Source organism: Sphingobium sp. 15-1 (genome assembly GCF_013375535.1).
Taxonomy (GTDB): Bacteria; Pseudomonadota; Alphaproteobacteria; order Sphingomonadales; family Sphingomonadaceae; genus Sphingobium; species Sphingobium aromaticivastans.
This window is the reverse complement of record NZ_JABXJG010000001.1, coordinates 1,689,064-1,708,344: the sequence shown is the minus strand read 5'-3', so window position 1 is coordinate 1,708,344 and position 19,281 is coordinate 1,689,064. Positions and strand designations below refer to the sequence as shown.

Here is a 19,281-nt window from a genome sequence, read left to right as displayed (position 1 = left end):
AGGGGGAATTTAATGATTGTCGCGGGGCAGGCCCATGGTCTGGGCGATGCGCTGATATTTCTCCGCGCCCTCCAGGATCGCGCCTGTATTCATCTGGCCGACGACGGAGCGCTGGATTTCCTGCCACGGCGTCTGCGAGGCGGGATATGGGAACCCGCCCTCCGCCACCAGCTTCGCCCGCCGCGCTTCCAGTTCCTCGTCGGAGATGAGCACGTTCACCACGCCTTTGTTCAGGTCCATCCGCACCCGGTCGCCGGTCTGGAGCAGCGCCAGCCCGCCCATCGCCGCTGCCTCGGGCGAGGCGTTGAGGATGGAGGGGCTGCCCGAAGTTCCCGACTGCCGCCCATCCCCAATGCAGGGCAGAGCGGACACGCCCTCGGTGATGAGGTAAGCGGGCGGCCGCATGTTCACTACCTCCGCCGCGCCCGGATAGCCGATCGGCCCCGCGCCGCGCATGAACATCAACGTGTCGGGGGTGATGCCGACCGCCGGATCGTCGATCCGCGCATGATAATCCTCCGGCCCGTCGAACACGACCGCAGGGCCTTCAAAAGCATTGGGATCGTCGGGGTTGGACAGATAACGCTGGTGGAACTCCTCGGAGATCACGCTGGTTTTCATCACCGCCGCATCGAACAGATTGCCCGACAGGACGAGGAATCCGGCTTCTTCCTTCAGTGGCTGGCCGAAGGGACGGATGACCTTCTCATCCTCAATCTCCACGCCCCGGCAATTCTCGCTTATCGTCCTGCCGTTGACGGTCATCGCGCCTTCGCGGATCAGCCCCTGCCCGATGAGCTGGCTCACCACGGCGGGCACGCCCCCGGCGCGATAATAATCCTCGCCCAGATATTCGCCCGCAGGCTGGAGGTTCACCAGCAAGGGAACCTTGTGCCCCACCGTCTCCCAGTCCTTGAGCGGCAGCTCGACCCCGACATGACGCGCAATCGCCGCCAGATGGATCGGCGCATTGGTCGACCCGCCAATGGCGGAGTTCACCACGATCGCATTATGGAAAGCATCCAGCGTCAATATGTCGGAGGGCTTCAGATCCTCCGCCACCATCTCGACGATCCGCCTGCCGGTCCGATAGGCGACCTCCTGCCGGTCGCGATAGGGCGCCGGAATCGCCGCCGATCCGGGCAGCATCATGCCCAGCGCCTCGGCCAGCGAGTTCATCGTCGTCGCCGTGCCCATGGTGTTGCAATAGCCGGTCGACGGCGCGGAGGACGCCACCAGCTTGATGAAGCCCTCATCGTCGATCTTGCCCGCCGCCAGCAACTGCCGCGCATGCCATACGATGGTGCCCGACCCGGTGCGCTCGCCCTTGTGCCAGCCGTTCAGCATCGGCCCCACCGACAAAGCGATGGCCGGGATGTTGACGGTAGCCGCCGCCATCAGCAGCGCGGGCGTCGTCTTGTCGCACCCCGTGGTCAGCACCACCCCGTCCAGCGGATAGCCGTAGATCGCCTCGACCAGCCCCAGATAGGCGAGGTTCCGGTCCAGCCCCGCTGTCGGCCGCTTGCCGGTTTCCTGGATCGGATGTACCGGAAATTCCAGCGCGATCCCGCCCATTTCGCGAATGCCCTCGCGAACGCGCTCCGCCAGCACCATATGGTGGCGGTTGCAGGGCGACAGGTCGCTGCCGGTCTGGGCGATGCCGATGATCGGCCTGCCGCTGCGCAATTCCTCCAGCGACAGTCCGAAATTCAGATAACGCTCCAGATAGAGCGCGGTCATGTCGATATTGTCGGGGTTGTCGAACCAGGCGCGGCTGCGCAACTTGGGAGCAGGTTTGGGCGAATCGCTCATGGAAAGGGCATCCTGTCGAAGAAAAGGGCTGATCCTATTGGGGGCACATTGATGCGCTTGCCTCTCCGATATACTCAGACAAATAGAAATTCAAGGAGGCTTGGTGGTTGGCGACGAATTTGATGGCCATCGGTGATCGAAGCGACTGCTGCGTGCGGCTCTGCGCATCGAGCAGGGCTGCGTGGTTCCCCCACATTCCCCAATCCGTCACCCCGGGCTTGACCCGGGGTCCCGCTTTTCTGCTTGAGTGCGCGCCTGAAAAGGCAGCGGGACCCCGGGTCAAGCCCGGGGTGACGGAGAATTAATGGCAACTTAGCGCCAAAATACCGCCCTGCCCACCGTGCCATCGCCGCCGCCGTGCGGCATCCCCCGACTGGCGGCTACCTTGAACTCCAGCGGTCTGTCACCCCACCCGCCGCGTCTTGGCGCGATCCAGCATGTCCCGCACCTTCGCCGCCAGCTCGGCATAGGTGAACGGCTTGGTCAGCAATTCCACGCCGGGATCGAGCCGGCCGTGGTGGATGATCGCATTGCGCGCATAGCCGGTCGCGAACAGCACCCGCAGGCCGGGTTGCCGCACCTGCGCCTCCCGCGCTATATCCGCCCCGGTCATGCCGCCGGGCAGGATGACGTCGGTGAACAGCAGGCCGATCGGTTGCGCGGCCTCCTCCAGCGCCCGCAGCGCGGCGGGGCCGTCGCCCGCTTCGATCACCCGATAGCCCAGCTCCTTCAGCACATCGACGGTATAGGCCCGGACCTTCTCATCATCCTCGCACACCAGCACCGTCTCGTCGCCGGGGCAGATCGGCGCGCGGCGGTCTACCGCGCCCGTATCATTGTCCGGCAGCGGCCCGTAGAAGCGGGGCAGATAGATTTTCACCGTCGTCCCATGCCCGGCCTCCGAATAGACGCGGATATGGCCGCCCGACTGCTTGACGAAGCCATAGACCATCGACAGGCCCAGGCCCGTGCCGCGCCCCACTTCCTTGGTGGTGAAGAAGGGTTCGATGGCGTGGCTCAGCACTTCCTCGTCCATGCCTTCGCCGGTGTCGGACAGGCTGATCAGCACATATTGGCCGGGCGATACCTCCGCCTCCTGCGCGGCATAATCGGCATCGATATGGGTGTTGGCGACCTCGATGGTCAGCTTGCCGCCGCCCGGCATGGCGTCGCGGGCATTCACCGCCAGGTTGAGCAGCGCGTTTTCCATCTGGTTGACGTCGATCTCGACCGGCCAGATGCGGGCGCTCTGAATCGTCTCGATCTCGATGGTCTCGCCCAGCGTGCGGTTGAGCAGATCGGACATGCGGCTCACCAGGCGATTGGGGTCGATCCGCTCGGGCGCCAGCGGCTGACGGCGGGAGAAAGCGAGCAGCCGCTGGGTCAGCAGCGCGGCGCGCTCGGCGCCGCCCATCGCATTGTCCGCCGCCCGGCGCAGTCGCGCCTGATCGTCGCCGCCGATCTTCTCCAGCCCGCGTTGCAACAGCTCCAGATTGCCGGTCACGATCTGCAGCAGATTGTTGAAGTCATGCGCCACCCCGCCGGTCAACTGGCCCAGCGTCTCCATCTTCTGCGCCTGCCGCAGCGCGGCTTCCGCGTCGGCCAGCGCCCTGGCATGGGCGCGCTGCTCCGTCACGTCGCGGGCGACGCAATAGATGAGGTCGTTTTCCGGCACCGCCGTCCAACTGAAATTGCGATAGCTGCCGTCCTTCGCCCGGAAACGGTTTTCGAAGCGCACCGTCGGCATGCCCCTGGCCAGGCCGGAAATCTCGCTCCGCGTCCTGGCCAGATCGTCGGGATGCTCCATCCATTCCGACGTGCGGCCGATCAGCTCCTGCTCGTTCCAGCCCAATATCTCGGTCCAGGCGGGGCTGGCGGCCAGCCACACGCCGTCCCGGTCCGCGACCAGGAAAGGATCGCGCGCCAGCGCCCACAACCGGGCGCGGTCGGCCCGCATCTCCTTTTCGGCCAATACGCGCTTGGTCGTCTCGCTGACGATGCAGAGCGCACCGCCGATCGAGCCGTCCGCCTCGAACACCGGGGAGTAGCTGATGTCGAAAAACACCTCTTCGCCCTGGCGGCCGTCCCGCTCGATATAGAAGGGCCGGTCCTTGGCGTGCACGGACTGCCCACCCTCGACCACCGACCGCAGCAGCGGTTCCAGATCGTCCCACAGCTCCGACCATCCCTCCCGCGCCGGGCGGCCCAGCACGCGGGGATGCTTGTCCCCGATGGTGGGCGCATAGGCCTCATTATAGAGAGCGCAGAGATCGGGGCCCCAGAACAGCACGATTTCCGCCTGGGACGACAGCATCAGCCGCACGGTGGACACCAAAGCGGGGGACCATCCCACCACCGGCCCCAGCGGCGACCCGGCATCGATGCGCGCGGTCAGGGCGCCCAGCGGCCCCTGCGCGGCGATCATGGCCGCAATGCCTTGCGTCCCGCTCATCGATTATCCTGCATCAATTTTCCCATAGGGCCAGATACGCCTGTCCCATCAATTGTATCCGTTCATGCACAAGGCGTTATGACCTTTTGTCCAACGATCCGGTTATCCTTGCAACAGGCGGAACAAGCGCGCATGGATCGGCGCCATGACTGCGCTGACCCTGATCCGCCCCGCCAACGCCGTCCCGCGCCCCGCGCCGATCGCGCGCTGGCTGCTAACGGTCGCCACCCTCGTCTTCTGCATGGTGGTGGTCGGCGGCATCACCCGCCTGACCGAATCCGGCCTGTCGATCACCCAATGGAAGCCGATCACCGGCGCCATCCCGCCGCTGACCCACGACCAGTGGATGGAGGCGTTTCGCGCCTATCAGCAGATCCCTGAATATCAACAGTTGCGGCAGGGCATGACGCTGGGCGATTTCCAGTTCATCTTCTTCTGGGAATGGGTGCACCGGCTGCTGGGGCGGTTGATCGGCGTGGCTTTCGCGCTGCCGCTGCTCTGGTTCGCGTGGAAACGTGCGATCCCGCAGGGCTATGGCTTCCGTCTCGTCGCGCTGCTGGCGCTGGGTGGATTGCAGGGCGCGATCGGCTGGTGGATGGTGAAGTCGGGCCTGTCGGTGCGCACCGACGTCAGCCATTACCGGCTGGCGGTGCATCTGCTGACGGCGCTGTTCATCATGGGCGGGCTGATCTGGACCGCGCTCGACCTGCTGACCCGCGCCAAGACGCCCTTCGCGAAGCCCGCCATGCTGCACCCCTTCGCCGTGGTCGCGCTGCTGGTCCTGCTGGTGCAGTTGATGTTCGGCGCGTTCACCGCCGGGCTGGACGCGGGCTATGTCTCCAACAGCTGGCCGCTGATGAACGACCATCTGGTGCCGGAGGGTATTGCGTGGCTCGGCTCGCTCTGGGCGACGCTCTCCAGCGATCCCTATCTCGTCCATTTCATCCATCGCTGGTGGGCCTGGGTCGCCGCATTCATGCTGATCATGCTCGCCCGCATGGCGAAACAGGCGGGGCAACGCGGCCCCTCCATCGCGATCAACGCAGCGGTGGGCACGCAGATCGCCCTCGGCATCGCCACCGTCATCAGCGGCATCGCGCTGCCACTGGCGGTGCTGCATCAGGCGGTCGGTGCGCTGGTGGTCGCATCCGCGACCTGGGGCGCCCATGCGCTGGGCGAACGCCGGGGATGAGCGCCGTCGCGCTCGTCTACACATTGTTCGGCTCGCGCGAGGCCGCGGCCCGCATCGCGCGGCAATTGGTCGAGGAACGGCTGGCGGCCTGCGCGAACCTGCTGGGGGATGCGACCTCCTTCTACCAATGGAATGGCGCGATGGAGACGGCGGCGGAGGTGCCTGTCCTCTTCAAGACCGCGCCTTCGCGCCGCGACGCGCTGATGGCGCGCATCGCGGAACTGCACGATTATGATGTTCCCGCGATCCTCGCTCTGCCCGTGGACGCCGCCCACGCCGCCTTCGCCCAATGGGTGGACGATCAGGTCGCGGACTGACAGGTATTATTTTACCCGTCAGCAAAGCCGCCGAATCTCTTGACTTGGGCGGCCCCACCCGTCATTAGCGCGCATCTTCCGAAAAGCCGGCGACGGCGATCGGTTTATGCATTTAACTGGAGATTGGCACCATGAAGGCGCTGATGAAGACCACCAAGCCGGCAACCCCGGCCACGGTCGAAAAGAAGTGGATCCTGATCGACGCGGAAGGTCTCGTCGTCGGCCGCCTCGCCTCGACCGTCGCGAACATCCTGCGCGGCAAGCACAAGACGAGCTTCACCCCCCATGTCGATTGCGGTGACAATGTCATCATCGTCAATGCGGGCAAGGTGAAGTTCACCGGCCGCAAGCTGACCGACAAGGTCTATTACAAGCACACCGGCTATGCCGGCGGCATCAAGGAAACCACCCCCCAGAAAATCCTGGAAGGCCGTTTCCCCGAGCGCGTGCTCGAAAAGGCCGTTGAGCGCATGATCCCCCGTGGTCCGCTGGGCCGCCAGCAGATGCGCAACCTGCGCATTTTCGCCGGCGCCGAGCATCCCCACGAAGCGCAGAACCCCGAAGTGCTCGATTTCGCGTCGCGCAACCGCAAGAACAAGGTGGGTGCATAATGTCCGATAACCGCCAGTCCCTGTCCGACCTCGCTTCGCTGGCCGCCAACGCTCCGGTCGCTGCGCCCGCCGCTGCCGAGACCGTTGCCACCGACGCGCCGATCGCTCCGGTTCAGCCTTCGGCCCCGTTGCGCCCCCAGGAAATCGACAGCCTCGGCCGCGCTTATGCGACCGGCCGTCGTAAGGACGCCGTCGCCCGCGTCTGGGTGAAGCCCGGCACCGGCAAGATCACGGTCAATGGCCGCGATCAGGAAATCTATTTCGCTCGCCCGACCCTGCGTCTGGTGATCAACCAGCCCTTCGGCGTCACCGAGCGCGAAGGTCAGTATGACGTGATCGCCACCGTCAAGGGCGGTGGTCTGTCGGGCCAGGCCGGCGCTGTGAAGCACGGCATCGCCCAGGCTCTGTCGAAGTACGAGCCGGCGCTGCGCAGCGCGGTCAAGGCTGAAGGCTTCCTGACCCGCGACAGCCGCGCCGTCGAGCGTAAGAAGTACGGCAAGGCGAAGGCCCGCCGCAGCTTCCAGTTCTCGAAGCGCTGATCTTCCGATCAGACGGATTTTTGGGAAGGGCCGGATTTTCCGGCCCTTTTCTTTATTGGGTATATCAAGCCCTTAAGCGGCACGTGCTCCTGCGCAGGCAGGAGCCCAGTCCCGCCCTTAGTGGATCATCGCACCGTCTGAACTGGGCTCCTGCCTTCGCAGGAGCACGTCGCGAGCAAACGCACAAGCAAACCATCCATTCCCCACCCAAGCCCACCATTTCGCATCCGCACCGATGGCAACCTTCCGCGCGCCTCGCTGGTTGACCCTGCGACAGCAACCTACAGGAGAGACACCATGGGCGAACTGACCGACAAGGCGAAGGCCGCAGGCAACAAGGCGGCTGGCGCCGTCAAGGAAGCCGTAGGCCGCAACCAGCGCGATCCCGATCTGGTCGCAGAGGGCCAGGCCCAGAAGGGCAAGGGCACCGTGCAGGACATCAAAGGCTCCGTTAAAGGCGCTCTTGGCGACAAGATCTGATCCGGGTTCCGACCGTCACCAAAGGTCTCGCCATCCGGCGGGGCCTTTACTGTATCAGCGTCCTCATACGCCTCTTGCCGCCCGCGCCCATTCATGCTCCTGTCCGCCATAGCAAGGGAGATGCTTATGTATAATCGGCGGACCATGCTGGCGGGCGCCACGGCGTCGCTGGCCCTTTCCACGCGACTCATCGCACAGACACTCCCGCCGCAGGGCTTCGCGACCCCGGCGGGCACGTCGCCTTTCACGCCCGACGTGTTTCGCGAGCGCCGCCGCCGCGTCATGGAGATGCTGAAGGACGGCATCGCGGTCGTCCATGGCGCGGGGCCGGTGGAAAGCAGCGCCGCGGTCGCGCCGCCCTTCGTGCAGGATGGCGACTTCGCCTGGCTTACCGGCATCGTCGATGAACCCGGCGCGATTCTGGTCATGGCCCCCGCCGAACGGACGATCAAGGAATGGCTGCTCCTGCCCTCGCGTGATGCGGAGGCCGAACGCTGGGATGTCGAGCGCCTGCCCCTGGGCACGGAGCTGGAGCGCCGCACCGGCTTTGCGCGCGTATCCCGCACTGGCAGCCTTGGGGGTCTCGTCACCGCTTTGGCCGAGCGGTCCAAGACGTTGCATTTCCTTGGCCCCATCGTCAGCGCTTCGGCGCCGGTGCCCAAGGTGCTGGAGCTTTACGGCAAGGTGATGCAACGCGTGCCGGGCGTCTCGCTGAAGGATGAGAGCGGCCTGCTTCCCTCGCTCCGCATCGTCAAGGAGCCGCGCGAACTCGACCTGATGCGCAAGGCGCAGGCGGCGACGGCGCGGGGACATATCGCGGCGATGAAGCAGGCGCGCCCCGGTATGACCGAAAAGCAGTTGAAGGCGATATTGGAGGATGGTTTCCGCGCCGGGGGAGGGGAGGGGCTGGCCTATGACAGCATCGTCGCCACCGGGCGCAACGCGGCGTCGCTGCATTATACCGGCGGCAGCGGGGTCATCGGACCCAATGACCTGATCCTGATCGACGCGGCCGCTTCGGTCGGTGGCTATGCCTGCGACGTGACGCGGACCTTCCCCGCCAGCGGCAAGTTCACTGCTGAACAGCGCGCATCCTATGAACTGGTACTCGCCGCTCAGGCCGCTGCCGTGGCCAAGCTCAAGGCCGGGGTCTATTATGAGGATCTGGTGGAGGCGGCGAAGGATGTTTTCCGCAAGGCCGGGCGGGTCGATGATTTCACTCATGGCCTCGGTCATCTGGTCGGCCTTGATGTCCATGATGTGGGCGACATGTCCAAGCCGTTGCCGGCGGGCGCGGTCATTACCGTGGAGCCGGGCCTTTATGTCCAATCCGCCAATTATGGCATCCGGATAGAGGATCTCTATCTGATCACACCGACCGGATCGCAGCGCCTGAGCGAAGGCATTCCCCGAACCGTCGAGGAAATCGAAACGGCGATGGCGCGTTAATCCTCCTCGGGCGTCTGCAAATAGGAGCGTACGTCGCGCCGCAATTCCCCGGCGCAGAGGTAGAGCGCGATCACATTGGGGATCGCCATCAGGAAGAAGCTGCTGTCGACAATGCCGACCACCCGGCCCAGATCGATGGCAGCCGCCGGGGGCAGGGCTACGATATAGAGGATCTTGTAGCTCCACTGCGCCTTGGGGCCGTTGCCGAACAGATAACCCCAGGCCTGCAAGCCATAAAAGCCCCACGCCACCAGCGTCGAATAGGCGAACAGCACCACGACCACCGCCAGCAGCCATGGGAAGGATGGCGACACCTGCGCGAAGGCGGCGGAGGTGATGGCTATGCCCTCCAGCCCACTTTTCCAGGTTCCCGCGACCACCAGCGCCAGTCCGCCCAGGGCGCAGACGATCATCGTGCCGAGCAACGGCTCCAGCAGCGCGACCAGCCCCTCCGACACCGGATGGCGCGCCCGCGCCAGGCTGTGCGCCATCACTGCCGAGCCAACGCCCGCTTCGCTCGCAAACACCGCGCGGCGCATTCCCGCGACGAAAGCGCCGACCGCGCCGCCGGTCGCGGCCTGTCCGCTCCAGGCACCCTCCCAGATTTCCGCAAGGGCGCCCGGAATGGCGGCGGCATGCAGGATCAGCACTGTCGCCACGCCGATCAGATAGACCGCCACCTTGAGCGGGGTCAGCCTTTTCGCCACCTCACCCAGCCAGGCCGCGCCGCCCAGCGTCACCAGCGCCACCGCCCCGGCGAGGATCGTGCCATAGGCCCAGCCATTGCTGAAACCCGTCACCACCTTCACCTGCGCGAAGCTCTGGTTGACCTGCACCATGGGGATCGCCCCGAACAGTGCGAAAAAGGCGTAGAGGCCGCCCAGCGCCAACCCGATCTTCGGCCAGCCCCGCGCCGCGCCGACGGCTTTGAGCACATACATCGGCCCGCCATGCACATGGCCGCGGCTGTCGAATGTGCGATATTTGAGGCCCAGCGTCACCTCCGCCATCTTCACCGTCATCGCGAACCAGCCGATGATGAACATCCAGAGGATCGCGCCAGGACCGCCCATGGTCAGCGCCACCGCTACCCCGGCGATATTGCCCAGGCCGATGGTGCCGGACAGGGCCGTGGACAGCGCGCCCCATTGGCTGACGTCGCCCTTCGCCTCGCCCTCATGCGGCTGGCTCTTGAGGATATGCAGCGCCCTGCCTACGGCGGTCAGATTGGGGAAGCCCAGCCAGACGGTGAAGAACAGCATCGGCAAGGCCAGATAAAGCACGATCAGTTCGATCTGCGTCCCCAGCACTGGCACCTTGAAGAACACCGCGCCGGAAAGGGCGTCGACCGCTGCATTGAATCCGTCCATTTGCAAAGGGATGGCCGCTCCTTGCTGGAAAGTCGAACAAAGATTGCTATGGGAAGGATGAGCGGCTTCACCGTGCGGGCGGGAACAAGCGGGTAAGGACGATGAGCAGAAAATATTTCGGCACGGACGGCATTCGCGGGCGCACCAACCAATGGCCGATGACCGCCGAACTGGCGATGAAGGTCGGCATGGCGGCGGGCAAGCATTTTCAGCGCGGTATGCATCGCCATCGCGTGGTGATCGGCAAGGATACCCGCCTGTCGGGCTATATGGTGGAAAATGCGCTGGTCGCGGGATTCACAGCGGTCGGCATGGATGTGGTGCAGTTCGGGCCGATCCCGACGCCTGCCGTGGCGTTGCTTGCCCATTCGATGCGCGCCGATCTGGGCGTGATGATCTCCGCCAGTCACAATCCCTATTATGACAATGGCATCAAATTGTTCGGCCCGGACGGCTACAAGCTGTCGGACGAGGATGAGCTGAAGATCGAGGCGATGCTGGGTCAGGACATCCCGCTCGCCGCGTCGCAGGACATCGGCCGCGCCCGCCGCGTCGAGGACGCCAGGGGGCGCTATATCCATGCCGTCAAATCCAGCTTCCCGGCCGATCTGCGGCTGGATGGCCTCAAGATCGTCATCGATTGCGCCAATGGGGCGGCTTATCAGGTGGCGCCGTCCACTCTCTGGGAATTGGGGGCGGAGGTGGTGGCGATCGGCGTTACGCCCAACGGCATCAATATCAACGATAAGTGCGGGTCGACCGCGCCGCAGTCCTTGCAGGAAACGGTCGTGGCCGCGGGCGCGGACATCGGCATCGCGCTGGACGGCGATGCCGACCGGCTGATCGTCGTGGACGAGCATGGCACCATTGTCGATGGCGACCAGATCATGGCGCTGATCGCGGGGAATTTCGCGAAGGCGGGCACGTTGCGCGGTGGCGGGCTGGTGGCGACGGTGATGTCGAACTTGGGTCTGGAGCGCTTCCTTGCGGGGCAGGGCATGGCGCTGGAGCGGACCAAGGTGGGCGACCGCTATGTGCTGGAGCGGATGCGCGAGGGCGGCTTCAACGTCGGCGGCGAGCAGTCGGGGCATATGATCCTGTCCGACTATGCGACGACCGGCGATGGCACCGTGGCGGCGTTGCAGGTGCTGGCGGCGCTGGTGCGTTCGGGCAAGCCCGCCAGCGAAGTGCTGCACCAGTTCGATCCAGTGCCGCAATTGCTCAAGAATGTGCGCTTTTCCGGCGGCAAGCCGCTGGAGCATGCGGATGTGAAGCGGGTGATCGCGCAGGCCGAAGCGGAGCTGAACGGCAGCGGGCGGCTGGTGATCCGGCCGTCGGGCACGGAGCCGGTGATCCGCGTGATGGCCGAAGGCGACCGGGAGGAACAGGTCAAGGATGTGGTCGAGCGCATCTGCGACGCCGTGGCGAAGGCGGCGGCGTGATTCATCGTCATTGTCCTTCCCGCCTCCGCATGGGTGACGGAATGGAGCAGGGGCGTGCTTGAAATGCGCCCCGATTGCGAGCGTTGCGGCGCCGATCTTCCCGCCGATGAGCCGGGGGCGTTCATCTGTTCCTTCGAATGCACCTATTGCGCGCCTTGCGCGGAGGCGTTGGACGACCGTTGCCCCAATTGCGGCGGCGAATTGATGGACCGGCCGACGCGGGCGGGGGACGCGTTGAAGCGCCATCCCGCTTCGACGGAGCGGCATTTCAAGGGATGACCGCCGCCCGCATCCTCATCATCGCCGGTTCCGACAGCGGCGGCGGCGCGGGCATTCAGGCGGACATCCGCACCGTGACGCTGCTCGGCGGTCACGCCATGACTGCGATCACCGCGATCACCGCGCAGAACACGCTGGGCGTGCAGGGCGTCCATGCCGTGCCGACCGATATGGTGCTTCGGCAGATGGAGAGCGTCATCAGCGACATCGGCGTCGATGCGGTGAAGATCGGCATGATCGGATCGGCGGAAACGGCGGCGGCGGTGGCGGAGCGCTTGTCGGCGTTGGAGGGCGTGCCGATCGTCTTCGATCCTGTCATGGTCGCTACCAGCGGTTCCATGCTGGCGGACGGGGGGACCATCGCGGCTTTCGAAAGGCTGATGGCGCTCGCCACTCTGGTGACACCCAATATTCCGGAGTTGGACGCGTTGGGCGGCGAGGGGATCGCGATCCGTTTCGCCACCCATGTGCTGGCCAAGGGCGGCCATGGCGAGGGACCGATGCTGACCGACCGGCTGATCGGGCCGCAGGGCGTGTTCAAAGCATGGAGCGATGCGCGGATCGACACGCCGCACACCCATGGCACTGGCTGCACGCTGGCCAGCGCGATCGCGACCGGGCTGGGGCAGGGCTTGGACCTGATCGCCGCGATCGAGCGTGGCCGCAAATATGTGCGCGAGGCATTGACCCTTGCTCCGGGGCTGGGGCAGGGACATGGGCCAATGGGCGCGCCTTTCGGATTTCACCGCCATGCCTGATTTCGTCCATGAACTGCGGCACCATCCGGGGCTGGTCGCCGGGGTGGACGAGGCCGGACGCGGGCCGCTGGCCGGGCCGGTGGTGGCGGCGGCGGTGATCCTGCGGCGGGAGGATTGTCCCGAAGGCCTGAACGACAGCAAGCAGCTTAGCGCTGCCCGGCGGGCCGTGCTGGAAGGGGAGATCAAGGCGCGGGCCTTGTGCTGGGGGCTGGGCATCGCTTCGGTCGAGGAGATCGACAGCCTCAACATCCTCTGGGCGACCATGCTGGCGATGACGCGGGCGGTCGAGGCGCTGACGGAGGATTGCGCCCATGTGCTGGTGGACGGCAACCGTTGCCCGCAATGGCGCTGGGCGTCGACGGCGGTGGTCGAGGGCGACGCCAAATGCCTGTCGATCGCGGCCGCCTCCATATTGGCCAAGGAAGCGCGGGACCGGATGATGATCGAGGCGGCGGCCGTCCATCCGCATTATGGCTGGGAAAGCAACAAGGGCTATGGCAGCGCCAAGCATCTGGCGGCGCTGCGGGAATATGGGCCGACGCCGCTGCATCGCAGGAGCTTTGCGCCGGTCGCGCAGCTCAGCCTGCTGTAAGGTGTCGGCGGCATAGCGCATCCGGCTTGCCATCGGCATGAATGGTGCTGAAAGCGTGGGAGAGATGCCGGTCCGGGCGGTGGGAGGAGTCAAGACAGGCCGGGCCAGTTCCGCGCCCCGCTCTGTCAACGGTATCTCCACTTTTACGCCGTGTTCCTGCGCAGGCAGGAACCCAGTCCAGGCGTTGGATCAGCTTTACACCGCTTTTATATAGCACAAGCAGGCTCGCGGATCCGAAGCCATAGTAACGCAGGACCGCCGACCAATGTCGTCCCGGTCTGACACCGGGCTTCCGGTTTTCGGGGCTGGCGCTGCCGTTTCTTATGGTTAAGAAAGTGTTTATGCGCGCCCTCTTGACCTGGATGCTGTTGCTGCTCTGCGGGATCGCCATGCCCGCCGCCGCGCAGCAGCCGGTGGCGCCGGGTGGCTATCGCTGGCTGGAGGAGGGGCCCTTCGCCGGGCCGCTCTATCTGGTGATCAGCATCGAAAAGCAGAAGGTGCACGTCTATGACGGCGATCGGCTGGTCGGGATCGCCAGCGTGTCGACGGGAATGCATGGGCATCGCACGCCAACCGGAGAATATCCCGTGTTGCAGAAGCGGGAATGGCATCGGTCGAACATTTATTCCAATGCGCCCATGCCCTTCATGCAGCGGCTGACCTGGGACGGAATCGCGCTGCATGCGGGGCACAATCCGGGTTATCCGGCGAGCCATGGGTGCATTCGCCTGCCTTATGCCTTTGCACGCAAGCTGTTCGGGATGACGGAGGTCGGGACTTTGGTCAGCGTGACGGCGGATCGTTTGAGTCCGGTGCTGATGGTGGACGCGCTGGTGGCGAGCGATCCGGGAAGTGGCGTCGTGACTTTCGCGCCCCAAGCAGCGCCAGTGGTGCTGGCGCAGCGGGATGAGGCGGCGGCGCCGCCGATTCTGGAGGTCGATCCGGGGATTTTCCGGCTGCGCTTGATGCGGCGGTAGGCTTGACCATTGGCGTCCTGCGGGCGCTCCCCTCCACCATGCTGCGCATGGTCCCCCTCCCCATCTTTGATGGGGGGATTTTTGGGGGGTCAGCAGAAGCGGGCGGACTTGATCCAGTCGTTGCACATCAGGCGGAGTTCGGCGCGGATGGCGGCCGCCCGCGCGTCGCGATGCGTCAGGGATGCGCGCAGGCGATGGATGGCGAGCAGCATGTCCTGGGCGCGGGAAAGGAAATTATCTGTCGAACGCTCGCCATGCGCACTGTCGATAAGGCGGGTCAGGGCGCCGATCGTGCCGGGAGGAAGCGCGCCGTCCTGGACGCAGACTTCATCCACCATGGCGTAGACCGCCGACAGCCATTCCGGATTGCGATAGGCACATAGCGCCATGACGACACCTGCTTGCGTAATTGACGCCGCCAAGGATCGCTGATCATGGTGAAAAAGACATTAACCTTACAATATCGTGTCTTTCAAATGGCTTGGATATTAAAAGGGGGGCGACCCATCGGAGTCAGCCGCCCCTGATTCTCTGCCTGGACGATCAGGCCGCTTGCGCGGCTTCCTCCGTCGCGGGCAGGCGGATGAGATAATCGAAGGCCGACAGCGCCGCCGTCGAACCCGCGCCCATCGCGATCACGATCTGCTTGTAGGGCACGGTCGTGCAGTCGCCCGCCGCGAAGATGCCCGGCTGGCTGGTTTCGCCGCGCGCGTCGATCTCTATCTCGCCGCGAGGGGAGAGGGCGATCGCGTCCTTCAGCCATTCGGTGTTCGGGACGAGGCCGATCTGGACGAAAATGCCCTCCAGCTCGACATCATGCTCCGTGCCGCTGTTGCGGTCCTTGTAGCTGAGGCCGGTGACGCGCTCGCCATTGCCGTCCACCTTGGTCGTGAGGGCCGAGGTGATGATCCTGACGTTCGGCAGGCTGGCGAGCTTGCGCTGGAGTACCGCGTCGGCGCGGAGCTGGCTGTCAAACTCGATCAGCGTCACATGGGCGACGATGCCGGCCAGGTCGATGGCCGCCTCGACCCCGCTATTGCCGCCGCCGATCACCGCCACGCGCTTGCCCTTGAACAGCGGACCGTCGCAATGCGGGCAGTAGGCGACACCCTTGTTGCGATAGTCGTCCTCGCCGGGCACGCCCATCTGCCGCCAGCGGGCGCCGGTGGAGAGGATAACGGTGCGGCCCTTCAGCGAGGCGCCATTTTCGAGGACCACCTCATGATAGCCGCCCTCGGTCTTGGCGGGGATCAGCTTGGCCGCTTTCTGGAGGTTCATGATCTCGACATCATAATCCTTGACGTGCGCCTCCAGCGCGGAGGCGAGCTTGGGGCCTTCGGTGCGGCTGACCGAGATGAAATTCTCGATGTCCATGGTGTCGAGCACCTGGCCGCCGAACCGCTCCGCCGCGACGCCGGTGCGGATGCCCTTGCGCGCCGCGTAGATCGCCGCCGCCGCGCCAGCGGGGCCGCCGCCGACGACCAGCACCTCGAACGGGTCCTGGGCCTTGATCTTCTCGGCCGCGCGGGAAGCCGCGCTGCTGTCGATCCTGGCGACGATCTGCTCCAGTTCCATGCGGCCCGAGGCGAAGGGTTCGCCGTTCAGGAAGACGGTGGGCACGGCCATGACCTTGCGGGCGTCGACCTCCTCCTTGAACAGTGCGCCGTCGATGGCGGTGTGGCTGATGCGGGGGTTGAGGACGGCCATCAGGTTCAGCGCCTGCACCACGTCGGGGCAGTTCTGGCAGGAGAGCGAGAAATAGGTTTCGAAGGCGAAATCGCCGTCAATATCCTTGATCTGCTGGATCAGCTCCTGCGCCGCCTTGGAGGGGTGGCCGCCGACTTGCAGCAGGGCGAGGACGAGCGAGGTGAATTCATGGCCCATGGGCAGGCCGGCGAAGGTGACGCCAATGTCCGTGCCGGTGCGGCGGATCATGAAGCTGGGGACGCGCTTGTCATTGCCGGTGGCGATGGACACCATGTCCGACAGTTCAGCGATCTCGTCCAGCAGGGTCTTGAGTTCACGGCTTTTCGGGCCGTCGTCCAGCGATGCGACCAGTTCGACCGGCTGGGTGATGTTCGCCATATAGGCCTTGAGCTGGCCCTTGAGATTTGCGTCCAACATCTTGTTCTCCATGGGTTGGGCGCGCCAGGGGCGCGGCTGTCCGCTCGCCGGAGTGGTGCGACCTAAGGCCCGGCGTTTTTGCGAAACTTTGTAGATTCGGATGCGGCGTGCTCCTGCGAAGGCAGGAGTCCAGTCCAACGCCGGGGCCTGGGCTCCTGCCTTCGCAGGAGCACGTTGCGTATAATTGCCCCGCCGGATCGGGAAGGGTGCCCGACCCGATCCGGCAGGTTTCTTGTCAGGTCTTAGATCTTGCCGACCAGGTCGAGCGACGGCGCCAGCGTGGCTTCGCCTTCTTCCCACTTGGCCGGGCAGACTTCGCCGGGGTTGGCGGCGACATATTGCGCGGCCTTCACCTTGCGGAGCAGTTCGGTCGCGTTGCGGCCGACGCCTTCCGAAGTGATTTCCATGAACTGGATCACGCCTTCGGGATCGACCAGGAAGGTGGCGCGGTCGGCCAAGCCGACGCCCGGACGCATCACGTCGAAATTGTTGGTGATGGTGCCCGACTGGTCGCCCAGCATATAATAGTTGATCTTGCCGATCGCCGGCGAGGTGTCATGCCAGGCCTTGTGGCTGAAATGGGTGTCGGTCGACACCGAATAGACTTCCACGCCCAGCTTCTGGAGGGTGGGGTAGATGTCGGCCAGATCCTCCAGCTCCGTCGGGCAGACGAAGGTGAAATCGGCGGGGTAGAAGAAGAAAACGGCCCACTTGCCCTTCACGTCGGCGTCGGTGACGTCGACGAACTTGCCCTGCTTATAGGCGGTCGCGGTGAACGGCTTGATGGTCGTGTTGATAAGAGCCATGGGCTTTCCAGTTCCTTTTTAGGGGCTTTGCTGATTGCCCGACCCATGTAGGGAAAGCGCATGGGGGCGTGAAATTGGTTTTCTTGGCCAGGTTGATTGATAAAAGCGATCACTGCCCGGTTTATTGATCGACCGGACCGTTTCTCGGCTTTTGCAGGACATAGTTCATCGCTTCCTCGATCATGCCCAATGCCTCCCCGATGGTGAAGGTGGACGAATCGAGGCACAGTTCCAGCCAGAGGCCGTCGATCATCGCGGTCAAGCCAATGGCGGCGATGCGCGCGTCGGGACGGGGAATTTGCGGCGCGGCTTCGCGCAGCAGCACTTCCATCCGTTCGCGCCCGCCGCCATAGGTTTCGGCATGGGTGGCGGCGATTTCCGGATTGGTCTTGTTGAGGCTCCAGAAGGAAATCCAGGTCGCCAGCAGATTGGGGTCCAGCACCGGCGGCTGGAAATTGGAGCGGAGATAGGCCCAGAGGCGGTCGCGCGGATCGGGGCCTGCCTCCGCCACGGCGCGTTCCATGGCGGCGGCGACTTTTTCCCCGACATCGCGGTAGGTGGCCAGGATCAATGCGTCGACGCCGTCGAAATAATGGGTGAGCAGACCGGCCGACACGCCCGCATAGGCGCAGATCGCCCGGACGGATGTGCCGCCCACGCCCTTTTCCGCCAGGCAACGCGCTGTCGCCTCGATCAAGGCCAGCCGCCGGACATCCGCGGATTCGCGAACGAAACGCGCCCTTTCCGGGCGCCCCTCAACCTTGTGCTCCATTTCTTTTCCCCGCCCATGATCCTGCTCCCCGCCGGAGCCGCTGGCAAGCGGTCCCTCCCCCGTTCAGGAAAATGGATCGAAGATCGGCGTTCAGCCGTTTATGGGGCCAATTGCAAGGAGAAAGATGAATGAGGCGTCTTGATCTGAGCCGCGCGTTGCTGCCGCTAATGCTGGCGGGCCTGTCCCTGTCCGGTTGCGCGAAGAGCGTGGACGAGGGTTCCGTGGCGAACAATGCCGCGCAGACGCTGGATGTGGAAGCGATCGAGGAGCCGGATGCCGTAGGGGCTGCGTCCAATGAGGCGGCAGGCCTGCCCACCGACGACTGGGTGGGGCGGTGGACCGGGCCGGAGGGCCTTTTCCTCGATATTCAGCCATCTCCCAATGGCCAGCGCGGCCATTATGCGATTGCGAACAAGGACATGCTGGATCGGCAGGGCGACTATGCCGGGGTGGCGGAAGGGGCGGCGATCCGCTTCGTGCGCGACGGCAAGGAACTGCGCATCCGGCCGGGCAAGGGGGCAGAGACGGGGTTCAAATATTTGGCGGACAGGCAGGATTGCCTGATCGTGGCGCCGGGGCGGGAAGGCTATTGCCGCTGACCGTGCAGGAACCCGTCCGCCAGCTTGCGCATTTATGCCATCGGGTGGCGTGAAGACGAGGAGGATTTGTATGGCGGATTATCAGGAGCGTCCCGCGACGACCACGATCATCGAAAAGCGTGGCGGCGGCGGTACCATGGTAGCCGTTCTCTTGCTGGTCGTGGTGGTGGCGATCGCCGCCTTCTTCCTGATCAGCAGCCAAAGCCGCAAGGACAGCGCGGTGGAAAGCGCCGCGACGCAAGTCGGGCAGGCCGCGAGCGATGTCGGTGATGCAGCCAAGGATGCGGCTGGAGCCGTGAAGGATCAGTAGTAATAGAGTGAATGCAAGCCGGATGGACCACCCGGTGACCCGGAAATTACGGAAACAGAAGAAGTCGAGCATGTTCCGATTCAATCCGATCGGGGCATGCTCTAGGCTATGTGGGGATTATTCCCCCGCGTCACCCCGGACTTGATCCGGGGTCCCGCTGCCTGGGGCTGAACGCTGCGGATGAAAAAATAGCGGGACCCCGGATCAAGTCCGGGGTGACGAAGTGGGGAGTGGCGGGCATCAATAAGGCATCATCCTCGAGTTAAATCTCCATGCAGCTTGGGCCGGTGTCGTCTGTGGAGAGCGCAATCGAGGCACATATATGCTCTCCGGCTTCGCTCGAAGCGAACGGACGCACCGCATGATCCCCGGCATGAAAAAGGGCGCCCCATCAAGGGAC

20 protein-coding genes are annotated in these 19,281 nt (G+C 64.8%); 13 read left to right on the top strand and 7 right to left on the bottom strand.

Annotated elements, in window-relative coordinates; genetic code table 11:
- Positions 1 to 9: 9 nt before the first annotated feature.
- A complete protein-coding gene (locus HUK72_RS08085; protein ID WP_176596327.1) occupies positions 10 to 1,812 on the bottom strand; it encodes an IlvD/Edd family dehydratase in 1,803 nt (600 codons plus the stop codon).
- A gap of 403 nt (positions 1,813 to 2,215) precedes the next feature.
- On the bottom strand, positions 2,216 to 4,264 hold the full coding sequence (locus tag HUK72_RS08080; protein ID WP_176596326.1) for a PAS domain-containing sensor histidine kinase: 2,049 nt from the start codon (positions 4,262 to 4,264) through the stop codon (positions 2,216 to 2,218).
- Between the two features lie 145 nt (positions 4,265 to 4,409).
- Between HUK72_RS08080 and HUK72_RS08075 the strand changes: the two genes are divergently transcribed.
- The 6 genes from HUK72_RS08075 (at position 4,410) to HUK72_RS08050 (ending at position 8,852) form a co-directional block, all read left to right on the top strand.
- Positions 4,410 to 5,456: a COX15/CtaA family protein gene (locus tag HUK72_RS08075; RefSeq protein WP_176596325.1), complete on the top strand. Its 1,047-nt coding sequence runs from the start codon at positions 4,410 to 4,412 to the stop codon at positions 5,454 to 5,456.
- Positions 5,453 to 5,773 carry a divalent-cation tolerance protein CutA gene (gene cutA / locus HUK72_RS08070; RefSeq protein ID WP_176596324.1) on the top strand — a complete coding sequence of 107 codons (321 nt, stop codon included), beginning with the start codon at positions 5,453 to 5,455 and terminating at the stop codon, positions 5,771 to 5,773. The genes HUK72_RS08075 and cutA overlap by 4 nt, the downstream gene beginning before the upstream one ends.
- Before the next feature lie 131 nt (positions 5,774 to 5,904).
- Positions 5,905 to 6,384 (top strand): 50S ribosomal protein L13, encoded by a 480-nt coding sequence (rplM, locus tag HUK72_RS08065; RefSeq protein WP_082748648.1) that lies wholly within the window; start codon positions 5,905 to 5,907, stop codon positions 6,382 to 6,384.
- Positions 6,384 to 6,923: a 30S ribosomal protein S9 gene (gene rpsI / locus HUK72_RS08060; RefSeq protein ID WP_176596323.1), complete on the top strand. Its 540-nt coding sequence runs from the start codon at positions 6,384 to 6,386 to the stop codon at positions 6,921 to 6,923. The genes rplM and rpsI overlap by 1 nt, the downstream gene beginning before the upstream one ends.
- A 297-nt stretch (positions 6,924 to 7,220) precedes the next feature.
- The gene (locus HUK72_RS08055; RefSeq protein WP_176596322.1) at positions 7,221 to 7,403 is read left to right on the top strand and encodes a CsbD family protein; all 183 of its coding nucleotides are present in this window, start codon (positions 7,221 to 7,223) and stop codon (positions 7,401 to 7,403) included.
- A 126-nt stretch (positions 7,404 to 7,529) separates the two neighbouring features.
- Positions 7,530 to 8,852: an aminopeptidase P family protein gene (locus tag HUK72_RS08050; protein ID WP_176596321.1), complete on the top strand. Its 1,323-nt coding sequence runs from the start codon at positions 7,530 to 7,532 to the stop codon at positions 8,850 to 8,852.
- Here HUK72_RS08050 and HUK72_RS08045 read toward each other — a convergent pair.
- On the bottom strand, positions 8,849 to 10,222 hold the full coding sequence (locus HUK72_RS08045) for a sodium:alanine symporter family protein (RefSeq protein WP_176597789.1): 1,374 nt from the start codon (positions 10,220 to 10,222) through the stop codon (positions 8,849 to 8,851). The two genes, HUK72_RS08050 and HUK72_RS08045, sit on opposite strands and share 4 nt — an antisense overlap.
- A gap of 101 nt (positions 10,223 to 10,323) precedes the next feature.
- On the opposite strand from HUK72_RS08045, the gene glmM reads away from it, so the two are divergent.
- The 5 genes from glmM (at position 10,324) to HUK72_RS08020 (ending at position 14,270) form a co-directional block, all read left to right on the top strand.
- Positions 10,324 to 11,664, top strand: a complete 1,341-nt coding sequence (gene glmM, locus HUK72_RS08040; RefSeq protein WP_176596320.1) for a phosphoglucosamine mutase — start codon at positions 10,324 to 10,326, stop codon at positions 11,662 to 11,664.
- A 54-nt stretch (positions 11,665 to 11,718) separates the two neighbouring features.
- Entirely contained in the window at positions 11,719 to 11,943 is a 225-nt protein-coding gene (locus tag HUK72_RS08035; protein WP_176596319.1) for a DUF1272 domain-containing protein, read from the top strand.
- Positions 11,940 to 12,701 carry a bifunctional hydroxymethylpyrimidine kinase/phosphomethylpyrimidine kinase gene (thiD, locus tag HUK72_RS08030; RefSeq protein WP_176596318.1) on the top strand — a complete coding sequence of 254 codons (762 nt, stop codon included), beginning with the start codon at positions 11,940 to 11,942 and terminating at the stop codon, positions 12,699 to 12,701. The genes HUK72_RS08035 and thiD overlap by 4 nt, the downstream gene beginning before the upstream one ends.
- Entirely contained in the window at positions 12,694 to 13,293 is a 600-nt protein-coding gene (locus tag HUK72_RS08025) for a ribonuclease HII (protein ID WP_176596317.1), read from the top strand. Before thiD ends, HUK72_RS08025 begins: the two co-directional genes overlap by 8 nt.
- Positions 13,294 to 13,634: 341 nt before the next feature.
- Complete coding sequence (locus tag HUK72_RS08020; protein ID WP_369805932.1) at positions 13,635 to 14,270, top strand: L,D-transpeptidase family protein; 636 nt, start codon at positions 13,635 to 13,637, stop codon at positions 14,268 to 14,270.
- A gap of 89 nt (positions 14,271 to 14,359) precedes the next feature.
- Here the strand turns inward: HUK72_RS08020 and HUK72_RS08015 are convergent, their stop codons facing one another.
- The 4 genes from HUK72_RS08015 to HUK72_RS08000 form a co-directional block, all read right to left on the bottom strand.
- A complete protein-coding gene (locus HUK72_RS08015; protein ID WP_176596316.1) occupies positions 14,360 to 14,659 on the bottom strand; it encodes a hypothetical protein in 300 nt (99 codons plus the stop codon).
- Between the two features lie 154 nt (positions 14,660 to 14,813).
- Positions 14,814 to 16,394: an alkyl hydroperoxide reductase subunit F gene (gene ahpF / locus HUK72_RS08010; RefSeq protein WP_176596315.1), complete on the bottom strand. Its 1,581-nt coding sequence runs from the start codon at positions 16,392 to 16,394 to the stop codon at positions 14,814 to 14,816.
- Positions 16,395 to 16,636: 242 nt separating this feature from the next.
- Positions 16,637 to 17,200, bottom strand: coding sequence for an alkyl hydroperoxide reductase subunit C (gene ahpC / locus HUK72_RS08005; protein WP_176596314.1), 564 nt, complete (start codon positions 17,198 to 17,200; stop codon positions 16,637 to 16,639).
- Positions 17,201 to 17,321: 121 nt separating this feature from the next.
- The gene (locus HUK72_RS08000; protein WP_176596313.1) at positions 17,322 to 17,972 is read right to left on the bottom strand and encodes a TetR family transcriptional regulator C-terminal domain-containing protein; all 651 of its coding nucleotides are present in this window, start codon (positions 17,970 to 17,972) and stop codon (positions 17,322 to 17,324) included.
- Between the two features lie 128 nt (positions 17,973 to 18,100).
- Between HUK72_RS08000 and HUK72_RS07995 the strand changes: the two genes are divergently transcribed.
- Complete coding sequence (locus HUK72_RS07995) at positions 18,101 to 18,571, top strand: hypothetical protein (protein WP_176596312.1); 471 nt, start codon at positions 18,101 to 18,103, stop codon at positions 18,569 to 18,571.
- A 70-nt stretch (positions 18,572 to 18,641) separates the two neighbouring features.
- Positions 18,642 to 18,881: a hypothetical protein gene (locus HUK72_RS07990; RefSeq protein WP_176596311.1), complete on the top strand. Its 240-nt coding sequence runs from the start codon at positions 18,642 to 18,644 to the stop codon at positions 18,879 to 18,881.
- The last annotated feature ends 400 nt before the right edge of the window (positions 18,882 to 19,281 follow it).

Coding starts and splice junctions, on each gene's coding strand:
- HUK72_RS08050 (WP_176596321.1), top strand. CDS start 7,530: ATGTATAATCGGCGGACCATGCTGGCGGGCGCCACGGCGTCGCTGGCC.
- HUK72_RS07995 (WP_176596312.1), top strand. CDS start 18,101: ATGAGGCGTCTTGATCTGAGCCGCGCGTTGCTGCCGCTAATGCTGGCG.
- HUK72_RS08055 (WP_176596322.1), top strand. CDS start 7,221: ATGGGCGAACTGACCGACAAGGCGAAGGCCGCAGGCAACAAGGCGGCT.
- ahpF (WP_176596315.1), bottom strand. CDS start 16,394: ATGTTGGACGCAAATCTCAAGGGCCAGCTCAAGGCCTATATGGCGAAC.
- glmM (WP_176596320.1), top strand. CDS start 10,324: ATGAGCAGAAAATATTTCGGCACGGACGGCATTCGCGGGCGCACCAAC.
- HUK72_RS08080 (WP_176596326.1), bottom strand. CDS start 4,264: ATGAGCGGGACGCAAGGCATTGCGGCCATGATCGCCGCGCAGGGGCCG.
- rplM (WP_082748648.1), top strand. CDS start 5,905: ATGAAGGCGCTGATGAAGACCACCAAGCCGGCAACCCCGGCCACGGTC.
- HUK72_RS08000 (WP_176596313.1), bottom strand. CDS start 17,972: ATGGAGCACAAGGTTGAGGGGCGCCCGGAAAGGGCGCGTTTCGTTCGC.
- ahpC (WP_176596314.1), bottom strand. CDS start 17,200: ATGGCTCTTATCAACACGACCATCAAGCCGTTCACCGCGACCGCCTAT.
- rpsI (WP_176596323.1), top strand. CDS start 6,384: ATGTCCGATAACCGCCAGTCCCTGTCCGACCTCGCTTCGCTGGCCGCC.
- HUK72_RS08085 (WP_176596327.1), bottom strand. CDS start 1,812: ATGAGCGATTCGCCCAAACCTGCTCCCAAGTTGCGCAGCCGCGCCTGG.
- HUK72_RS08020 (WP_369805932.1), top strand. CDS start 13,635: ATGCGCGCCCTCTTGACCTGGATGCTGTTGCTGCTCTGCGGGATCGCC.
- HUK72_RS08015 (WP_176596316.1), bottom strand. CDS start 14,659: ATGGCGCTATGTGCCTATCGCAATCCGGAATGGCTGTCGGCGGTCTAC.
- HUK72_RS08075 (WP_176596325.1), top strand. CDS start 4,410: ATGACTGCGCTGACCCTGATCCGCCCCGCCAACGCCGTCCCGCGCCCC.
- cutA (WP_176596324.1), top strand. CDS start 5,453: ATGAGCGCCGTCGCGCTCGTCTACACATTGTTCGGCTCGCGCGAGGCC.
- HUK72_RS08025 (WP_176596317.1), top strand. CDS start 12,694: ATGCCTGATTTCGTCCATGAACTGCGGCACCATCCGGGGCTGGTCGCC.
- HUK72_RS08045 (WP_176597789.1), bottom strand. CDS start 10,222: ATGGACGGATTCAATGCAGCGGTCGACGCCCTTTCCGGCGCGGTGTTC.
- HUK72_RS07990 (WP_176596311.1), top strand. CDS start 18,642: ATGGCGGATTATCAGGAGCGTCCCGCGACGACCACGATCATCGAAAAG.
- thiD (WP_176596318.1), top strand. CDS start 11,940: ATGACCGCCGCCCGCATCCTCATCATCGCCGGTTCCGACAGCGGCGGC.